A 6178-nucleotide genomic window follows, 5' to 3' on the forward strand; every position below is an offset into this window, starting at 1 on the left:
GATGGAACGCAGAGCGTTCATCGCCATGCTCGGTGCGGCCGGCGTCACCGTCGGCCTCGCCGGGCAGGCGGGCCCGTTCGCCGCGGCGGCTGCCGCGGCGGACGGGCCGCCGGCCCCGGACCGGGCGCCGCACCAGCCGTTCATGCACGGCTACGACGCGGCGGCCCTCAAGCGGTGGTCCCCCGAGAGCGATCCGCACGCGCGGTATCTGCGTTCGCGGGTGCCGCTGGCCGAGCGCATCGCGCCGTTCGCCGCGACCCAGGCGAATCCGAAGCTGGCGACGGCCCCGCAGCTGATGAATCTGTCGTTCGACTACGACAATTCCTTTTTCACCGCTTTCAAATACAACGACACCTTCGCGCGCCGGCTGCTGCGTTTCTGGCAGTACAGCGATCTGTACGGTTCGTGGCACGGCATGCCCATCGCGGGCTCGCCCGTCGACAAGCCGGTGCACGGTCTGATCAATCTGCCCAACCCCGCTTATACGGACGCGGCGCACCGCAATGGCGTGCGGTCGCTGGGGTGCTGGTTCTGGCCGCGTGACGGCGCGTTCTCGGACTATCTGGAGCAGCGCGCGGACGGGTCGTTCCCGGTGGCGGACAAGCTGATCGAGATGGCCGGGTATTTCGGCTTCGACGGTTATTTCATCAACCAGGAAGCCACCATTTCGGAGCAGGACGCGGCCGGGCTGATGAAGATGCTCAAGTATCTTCGGTCGAAGGCTCCGGCCGGATTCCATCTCCAGTGGTACGACACGATCATGGTCAATGGCCGGCTGTCGTACCAGAATCAGCTCAACAGCCGTAACGCGCCGTGGATTCAGGACGGCGACACCTCGGTGATGAACAGTCTCTTCGCCAACTACGCGTGGAACGAGGAGCGGGTCGCCACGTCGCGGGAGACGGCGAAGAAGCTGGGCCTGGACCCGTACAAGGTCGCATTTCTCGGCACAGAGAACGAAAAGTACGGCTTCAACCCGCCGTACGACACCCGGCTGATCTTCCCGGAGGGGCAGCCGGCCCGTACCAGCTGGGCACTGTTCGGCTCGCACTTCGCGTGGGACCGGTATCCGGACCGGGAGGACCCTGACGCGCAGGCAGGGGTCTTCCGGCGCGAGCGGCAGTACTGGTCCGGCCCGAACGAGGACCCGACGCGCACCGGCCGCACCGAGTACGTGCCGTGGCCGGACGAGGACGACGGCAAGGGGCGGGACGAGAACAACCCGAAGAAGTGGGACGGCGTCGCCCATTACATGACCGAGCGGTCGGTCATCGGCTCGTTCCCCTTCGTCACCCGCTTCAACACCGGTCACGGGCGCGCCTTCTATGTCGGCGGCAAGCGGGCGAGCGGCGCGCAGTGGAACAACGCGAGCGTCCAGGACGTCCTGCCCACCTGGCAGTTCTGGGCGACGAGCCCGGGGACTCCGCTGAGCGTCGACTACGACTACACGACGGCGTACGACGGCGGCTCCTCCCTGAAGATCTCCGGCGAGCTGGGACCCGCCAACCCGACGACCGTCCGCCTCTTCAAGACGCGGCTCGTGGTGGGCGGCGGCGAGTCGCTGCGCCTGACGTACAAGGTGGGGCGGTCCGGGCCGGCGAGCGTCCTGGAGGCCGGACTGATCTTCGAGGACTCCCCCGAGGAATTCGTATGGCTGCGCGTCCCCAAGGCGGGCCCGCACGACTGGCACACCCACTCCCTCCACCTCGGCCGCTTCCGGGGCCGGACGATCGCCGCGATCGGCCTGCGGGTCTCCGCCGCCCACCAGGGCTCGTACGCCTTGAACGTCGGCGAGCTGGCGCTGCTCGCGGGCGGCCGGCCCCTGCGAGTGGACCGGCCGACCGGATTCACGGTCGACGCCGCGCATGTCGCGGGCGGCTCGGCCGAGGTGTTCCTGTCCTGGCGGATGGCCGAGTCGGGGATCTGGTACTACGACGTCTCCCGGCTCGGGGGTGACGGCGGCCATGAGTCGCTCGGCCGGATCTACGACGAGGTCTTCTACGTCAAGTCGCTGAAGCGCGCGGGCCGTGAGCGGTCCACGACGCTCCAGCTCGTGGCGGTCGCCCCGGACGGCACGCGCTCCGCTCCGGCCACGGCCCGACTGTCGTGGGCAGGAGCTAGCGTGAGCGGATGACGACTTACGTGGGCCTGCTGCGCGGCATCAATGTGGGCAAGCACAAGCGGGTGCCGATGGCGACGCTGCGGGAGCTGCTGACGGGGATGGGGTGCGGGTCGGTGCGGACGCACCTCAACAGCGGCAACGCCGTCTTCACCCACCCTGCCTCGGATGAGGAGCGGCTGACGGCGGAGCTGGAGCAGGCCATCGCCGGTGAGCTGGGGTTCGCCGTCCCCTGCGTGGTGCGGGAGGGCGGCGACCTGCGGCGCGTCATCGACGAGAACCCCTTCGACGTGACGGGGCTCGATCCGTCACGTTTCCTGGTGACCTTCCTGGCCGGGCCGCTGGACGCGGCCCGGCTGGAGGGGATCGACCCGGCGGCGTACGCGCCGGAGGAGTTCGCCGCGGGGAAGCGCGAGGTGTACTCCCACTTTCCCGCGGGCGTGCACAAGGCGAGGCTGGCACCGCTGCTGAACGACCGGCGCTTCGGTATGACGGCTACGGCCCGCAACTGGAACACGGTGCTGAGGCTCGCGGAGCTGGCGGCTGTGTGACGTCCCGTCAGGCAACAGGCCTACAGGCCGTCAGTTCCGTTCCCACGCCGCGGCGTTGGCCGCCGCGTGGGCGGCGAAGGCGCGGGGCGGGCGGCCGGTGACGCGTTCGACAGTGGGGCTGGTGCGGTCCTCCGCGCCCTCGGAAATGGCCCGGTCCATGTCCGCGAGCAGGCCCGCGAATCGCTCCGGAACGCCGGAGGCCGTCAGCCGCTCGCGCATGGCCTCGTAGCCGATGGCGCGGTGGCGCACCGGCCGGCCCGCGAGGCCGGAGACGGTGGCGGCGACGTCCGCGTAACTGAGCGCCTCGGGGCCGGTGATGAGGTGCGCGGTGTTGTGCGGGCGCGCGTCGGTGAGGGCCCGTACGCCGACTTCGGCGATGTCCTCGGCGTCGACGAATCCGACGCGGCCGTCACCGGTGGCCGTCACGATCTCGTCGTCGGCGCGGATGCTGTGGGCGTGGATGTGGTCGCCGGTGAAGTTCTGCATGAACCACGACGGCTGGAGCACGGCCCACTCCGGGAACTCCTCGCGTACGGCCCGGTGCACCGCGCCGAGGCCGTTGCCATCGCCGTCGCCATCGCCGTCGCCATCGCCGTCGCCATCGCCGTTGTCGGCTTCGGGGATCGCGGAGGAGCTGAGGAGGACGACGCGGCGGACGCCCAGGCTCCGCGCCGTGCGCAGGAACGGGAGCATGGGCGCCGCCGGGTCCGAGGCGGCGGTGGGCGGAACGAGGTAGACACCCCGGGCGCCGGCGAGGGCCGGAGCATGGGTCGAGGTGTCCTCCCAGTCGAAGCGGGCGTGCTCGACGCCGGGGGCCGCCCGCCCCGCCGCGGGCCGTCTGCTCCCGGCGCGCACGCGGTGGCCGAGCCCGGCCAGCCGGGCGGCGACGCGGCGGCCGGTGTTGCCGGTGCCGCCGGTCACCAGGAAGGTGTCGTCAGTCGTCTGCATGGTGTGCTCCTGGGGGACGTGGACGTGGGTCACCGCTACGCGGCCGAGGACGGGGCGCCGGCCCACGGCGCGTCACGGCCGCCGGTCATCTCGGCGGCGACGAGGGGGTTCCAGTAGTCGCGGTAGTGGGTGAAGAGGCCGTTCTTCACGGTGGCGACCACGATGTAGGTCATCTCGTACGGGCGGCCGGTCGCCACGACGCGCCCCTCGGCGCGCATCTCGACGATGATCACCTCGGGGTTCTCGCTCCGGTGCACCTCGACGTACGGGAAGCCCGCGATGTCCACGAGGTCCGGGTAGGCGGCCATGTAGGCGCGTACGGCTTCCTTACCGTCCAGCCGGCGCGGGGCGCCGCGCGGGGCGAAGGGGAACTCGCAGACCCCGTCCTCGTCCCAGAGGGCGACCCAGGCATCGATGTCGCCCGCGGCCAAGAGGTCCAGTCCGTGCCGAAAGACCGCGGAGGGGGTGGGGTCGGGAGTGGGAGTGGGGTGCGTCATGGTGTGTTCCTCTCGACAAGGAGATCCGCGATGGAGTGGCCCGCGATAAGATTCGGACCGCCGGTCCGGATAACTATACGGACCGCCGGTCCGGATATCTAGTCCCGGCGGTACGCGCCGTTGTCAGCCCCGACGGCGCGGGGCCGCTTTCAGGAGGAGCCATGCCCCCCGCACGCAAGGAGCGGGCCGACGCCGCCCGCAACCGCGAGGCGGTACTCGCCGCCGCCGACCGGCTGTTCGCCGAGCGCGGCGACTGCGAGGTGTCCATGGACGACATCGCCGCGGCGGCCGGGGTCGGCAAGGGCACGCTCTTCCGCCGGTTCGGCGATCGCGTCGGCCTGATCAAGGCCCTGGTCGCGCGGCGCTCCGAAGCCCTGCGGGCCGACATCTCGACGAACCCCCCGCCGCCCGGCCCCGACGGCACGGCCGACGAACGCGCCCTCGCGCTCCTCGACACCCTCCTCCGCTTCAAGCTGGACAACCGCCTCTTGATGCTCACCCTGGAGAACGCGGGCAGCGGCAGCCCGTACCTGAGCGAGACCTACGGACCCTGGCACGCCCAGCTCACCGGCCTGCTGACCGAGGCCCGCGGCGAGCGGGACGCCGACTTCCTCGCCCACGCCCTGCTGGCGGCCGTACGGAGCGACCTCATCGAGCACCTCACCGCCACGGGCAGGTCCCCGGCCGACATCCGCTCCGGGCTCACCGCGCTCGCCCGCGCCGTATTGACCTCCTCGCCCTGAGCCCCGCTCCACCCCAACAGGCAGCAAACACAGGGAAGTTGACTTCGGCCGCCGTCGGCGGGTTGGCGTCCGCGGCACCCCGTCGACCATGATCAGGTCATGGCAGACTCAGAGACGAACGACACAGCGCACGACGGCCCCGCCGACCCCGGGCAGCCGCTGCGGACCGAGACCATCGCCCCGGGCGTCTTCGCCTTCATCCAGGGCGACGGCTCCTGGGGCTGGTCCAACGCGGGGCTCGTCGCGAGCCGCGGCGAGGCGCTGCTCGTCGACACCTTCTACACGCTCCCCCTGACGCGGCGCCTGCGCGCCGCCGCCGCGGACGCCGCTCCCGGCACGCGCATAACCACCGTGGTCAACACCCACCTCAACGGCGACCACTGCCACGGCAACCAGCTCTTCCCGGACGCCGAGATCATCACCTCGGAGGCCAACGCCGCCGGTATCGGCCACGAGGTGCCGCCGGCCGCCTACCCGCAGCTCCAGCAGAACCCCCCGCCCGGTCCGGGCGGCGCGTACTTCACGCACCACTTCGGCTGCTTCGACTTCTCCGGCATCGACTTCACCCCGCCGACCCGTACGTTCGAGGACCGGCTGGAGCTGCGCGTCGGCGACATCGACGTCGAGCTGCTGAACGTCGGCCCGGCGCACACCGGCGGCGACGTGGTCGTCCATGTCCCGGACGCGTCCACGGTCTTCTGCGGGGACATCCTCTTCCAGGACGACCACCCGGTGGTGTGGGCGGGTCCGGTCCTCGGGTGGGCCGACGCGATCGACCGCCTGCTGGCGACCGGCGCGCACACGTTCGTGCCCGGCCACGGGCGGCTCGCGTCCCGCGCCGACCTGGCTCGTTTCCGCGACTATTTCCGCTACCTCCACGAGGAGGCCGCGCGCGCCGCGGCGGCGGGGGTCCCGCTGGAGACCGCGGCCCGCACGATCCCGCTCGACGCCTATGCCGAGTGGCCGTTGGCCGAGCGCGTGGTGACGGCGGTCGCCGCCGTGTACCGCGAGGTGGGCGCCCCGGCGCCGGGGGAAGCCCTGGAACTGCTGACGATGATGGCGGAGATCGCCGCCGAACGCGGGGCGCTGCCGGCGGCAGCGGACCTCTCTGGCCGCCTCCCTCACCAGGGCCGGGCGGCGCAGGACGACCCGCAGGGCGCTTCCTGACAGCTCGCCGGGCGCCTTCCGCGGGCCCCCCCCCCGGGCGGGCGTGGCGCGCGTGGGGGGCGGCGGGGGTGAGGGACGCCGGTGGGGAGGGGGCGGGGATGGGGGGGTTCCGCGCCGGGGCGGCCGGCAGCGGGCGCGCCGGGGCCCGGGGCG

Annotated in this window: 6 protein-coding genes; 4 read left to right on the forward strand and 2 right to left on the reverse strand. The window is 71.9% G+C overall.

Annotated elements, in window-relative coordinates; all coding sequences use genetic code 11:
- The first annotated feature begins 1 nt into the window (after window position 1).
- Both AB0I49_RS37300 and AB0I49_RS37305 read left to right on the forward strand, forming a co-directional pair.
- Window positions 2–2134 (forward strand): hypothetical protein, encoded by a 2133-nt coding sequence (locus tag AB0I49_RS37300; RefSeq protein WP_363231672.1) that lies wholly within the window; start codon window positions 2–4, stop codon window positions 2132–2134.
- Window positions 2131–2670, forward strand: a complete 540-nt coding sequence (locus AB0I49_RS37305; protein WP_363231673.1) for a DUF1697 domain-containing protein — start codon at window positions 2131–2133, stop codon at window positions 2668–2670. Before AB0I49_RS37300 ends, AB0I49_RS37305 begins: the two co-directional genes overlap by 4 nt.
- Before the next feature lie 30 nt (window positions 2671–2700).
- Here the strand turns inward: AB0I49_RS37305 and AB0I49_RS37310 are convergent, their stop codons facing one another.
- Both AB0I49_RS37310 and AB0I49_RS37315 read right to left on the reverse strand, forming a co-directional pair.
- Complete coding sequence (locus AB0I49_RS37310; RefSeq protein ID WP_363231674.1) at window positions 2701–3618, reverse strand: NAD(P)H-binding protein; 918 nt, start codon at window positions 3616–3618, stop codon at window positions 2701–2703.
- Between the two features lie 35 nt (window positions 3619–3653).
- Complete coding sequence (locus AB0I49_RS37315) at window positions 3654–4115, reverse strand: nuclear transport factor 2 family protein (RefSeq protein ID WP_363231675.1); 462 nt, start codon at window positions 4113–4115, stop codon at window positions 3654–3656.
- A 161-nt stretch (window positions 4116–4276) separates the two neighbouring features.
- Here AB0I49_RS37315 and AB0I49_RS37320 point away from each other — a divergent pair, with 161 nt between their 5' ends.
- Window positions 4277–4858: a TetR/AcrR family transcriptional regulator gene (locus AB0I49_RS37320; RefSeq protein ID WP_363231676.1), complete on the forward strand. Its 582-nt coding sequence runs from the start codon at window positions 4277–4279 to the stop codon at window positions 4856–4858.
- 99 nt (window positions 4859–4957) lie between these two features.
- A complete protein-coding gene (locus AB0I49_RS37325) occupies window positions 4958–6025 on the forward strand; it encodes an MBL fold metallo-hydrolase (RefSeq protein WP_363231677.1) in 1068 nt (355 codons plus the stop codon).
- Window positions 6026–6178: the final 153 nt, after the last annotated feature.

The organism is Streptomyces sp. NPDC050617, assembly GCF_040654795.1.
In the GTDB taxonomy this organism is placed as follows: Bacteria; Actinomycetota; Actinomycetes; order Streptomycetales; family Streptomycetaceae; genus Streptomyces.

Coding starts and splice junctions, on each gene's coding strand:
- AB0I49_RS37320 (WP_363231676.1), top strand. CDS start 4,277: ATGCCCCCCGCACGCAAGGAGCGGGCCGACGCCGCCCGCAACCGCGAG.
- AB0I49_RS37325 (WP_363231677.1), top strand. CDS start 4,958: ATGGCAGACTCAGAGACGAACGACACAGCGCACGACGGCCCCGCCGAC.
- AB0I49_RS37305 (WP_363231673.1), top strand. CDS start 2,131: ATGACGACTTACGTGGGCCTGCTGCGCGGCATCAATGTGGGCAAGCAC.
- AB0I49_RS37315 (WP_363231675.1), bottom strand. CDS start 4,115: ATGACGCACCCCACTCCCACTCCCGACCCCACCCCCTCCGCGGTCTTT.
- AB0I49_RS37300 (WP_363231672.1), top strand. CDS start 2: ATGGAACGCAGAGCGTTCATCGCCATGCTCGGTGCGGCCGGCGTCACC.
- AB0I49_RS37310 (WP_363231674.1), bottom strand. CDS start 3,618: ATGCAGACGACTGACGACACCTTCCTGGTGACCGGCGGCACCGGCAAC.